The organism is Pseudoxanthobacter sp. (assembly GCF_036822375.1).
Classification (GTDB): Bacteria; Pseudomonadota; Alphaproteobacteria; order Rhizobiales; family Segnochrobactraceae; genus Pseudoxanthobacter.
Genome location: NZ_DAISHT010000357.1, coordinates 1 through 2,060 on the forward strand (window position 1 = coordinate 1; position 2,060 = coordinate 2,060).

Sequence of the window (2,060 nt, forward strand, 5' to 3'; positions counted from 1 at the left end):
TCGATCCCAAGGGAGAGCGCCTCAATGGCTGAGACGAACCTCGCCCGGCGGCCGGCGCTGGCCACCCTCGCCCCCTCCGGCGCACCGGAGACCGCAACGGTTCTGGTGCTGCCGCCGGCAACCCGCTTCGCCCTGCGCATCGATCCGGCAGAAGCCGCGGCGATCGGCACGGCCGCGGAATTCGATCTGACGGGGCCCATCAACTCCGTGCGCGGCGGCGGCGACCGCCTCGCCGTGCGCACCGGGCCCGACGAATGGCTGCTGATTGCCGCCGACGGCGAGGGACTGGCGCTGGAAGCCGCTCTCTCGGCGGCGTTCGGCGCGGTGTTCCATTCGCTGGTGGATATCTCCCACCGCAACGTCGCCCTTCAGCTTTCCGGCCCTGCGGTGGCGGATGTGCTGAATGCCGGCTGTGCGCTGGACCTTTCCGACGGGGCCTTTCCGCCGGGTTCCGCCACCCGCACCCTGCTGGGCAAGAGCGAAATCGTGCTGATCCGCCCGGCCGACGACAAGGGCTGGCGGGTGGAGTGCTGGCGCTCGTTCTCGCCTTATGTGCAGGCGTACCTCAACGAGGCCGCCCGCTGAACTGCCGTGTCCGGTCCGCGGCGCACGGCACGCGGACCCGATACCGCAGCCTGAAAGACACCCGGACGGGGGCGGCAGGCCCGCCGCGGCACCGGCCCTGCCCGGAATGAAAGACCCGCGGTATGCCCGCGGCGCGACGGGCCCCGGCACCCCGATGTCGGCCGTCTCCATCTCTGCCGCACCGTTCTTGCCGCGCCGCCCTTGCTGCCCCTGGGCAAAACCGCCGGGGTTCAGACGGGCCGGGCCGGCGGATCAGACCGCAGGACGCACCGCCGCCGGTTTCGCCGGGGCGCCCCGCAGAAAATGGCGGCGCTGTGCCGGCCTTGCGCTTTGCCGGCCCGGCGACACCCCCGCCGGTCGCCGTGCCGATGGCCCTGACGGGCCGGCTTTTGGGGCCGGCATCAGGCACCGTGCCCCCGATGACGACGCCCGAGGCGGGCGCTTTCAGATCCGTTCCCTCCACGCCCGGAGCCCATCCGCATGATCAGCGCGTTCGAGCTCTTCAAGATCGGTATCGGCCCCTCAAGCTCGCACACCGTCGGGCCGATGGTGGCCGCCCTGCGCTTTCGCGAGGAGGTCGCGCCGATTGCCGGCGTCGCCCGCATCGCTGCCACGCTGTTCGGCTCGCTGGCATGGACCGGACGCGGACACAGCACCGACACAGCCGTCATTCTGGGCCTGCTCGGCGAGGTGCCGGCCACGCTCGATCCCGATGCCGTTGCCGGCCTCATCGCCGCTCAGGCCGCTGACGGCACGCTGCTGCTGCCGGGCGCCGGGCCGGTTGCCTTCGTGCCGGACCGCGACCTCGCCTTCGATTTCCAGACCCTGCTGCCCGGCCACAGCAACGCCCTGCGCTTTACCGCATTCGATGCCCGCGGGGACCTGCTGCACGAGCGGGTGTTCTATTCCGTCGGCGGCGGCTTTGTGGTGGCGGAGGGCGAGAATGCGGCCGTCGAGACCGGCGTTGCACCGCCGTTTCCGTTCGCCTCCGGCGCGGCGCTGCTGGCCCTCACCGACCGCCACCGCCTGACCATCGCCGACGTGCAGATGGCCTATGAGAAAGCCCTGCGGCCGGAAGCCGAAGTCATCGCCGATCTCGACCGTATCCGCGACACGATGTTCGCCTGCATCGACCGCGGCCTTGCCCAGAGCGGCCCGCTGCCCGGCCGGCTGAATGTGGAGCGCCGGGCGGGCAAGCTCTACAAGACCCTCAACGATCACCGCACCGGCGGCACGCGGCCGGCCCACGAGGTGATGGACTGGGTGGCGACCTTCGCCATTGCCGTCAACGAGGAGAACGCCGCCGGGGGCCGCGTGGTGACGGCCCCCACCAACGGCGCGGCCGGCATCATTCCCGCCACGCTGCGCTATTTCCGCGATTTCTGCCCGGAATACAGCCTGAAGCGCAGCCGCGACTTCCTGCTGACAGCGGCGGCCATCGGCTCGCTCATCAAGCGCAATGCCTCCATTTCCGG

The 2,060-nt window shown here is 71.2% G+C and carries 2 protein-coding genes; both read left to right on the forward strand.

The features are described 5' to 3' along the window. Positions 1 to 24: 24 nt before the first annotated feature. A complete protein-coding gene (locus V7067_RS17575; RefSeq protein ID WP_334177178.1) occupies positions 25 to 585 on the forward strand; it encodes a sarcosine oxidase subunit gamma family protein in 561 nt (186 codons plus the stop codon). A 480-nt stretch (positions 586 to 1,065) separates the two neighbouring features. Next, a partial coding sequence (locus V7067_RS17580; protein WP_334177179.1) for an L-serine ammonia-lyase occupies positions 1,066 to 2,060 on the forward strand: 995 nt, incomplete at its 3' end.

What these genes read in the sequence shown, in the direction of transcription:
- V7067_RS17575 (WP_334177178.1), top strand. Translation starts at nt 25, where the DNA reads ATGGCTGAGACGAACCTCGCCCGGCGGCCGGCGCTGGCCACCCTCGCC.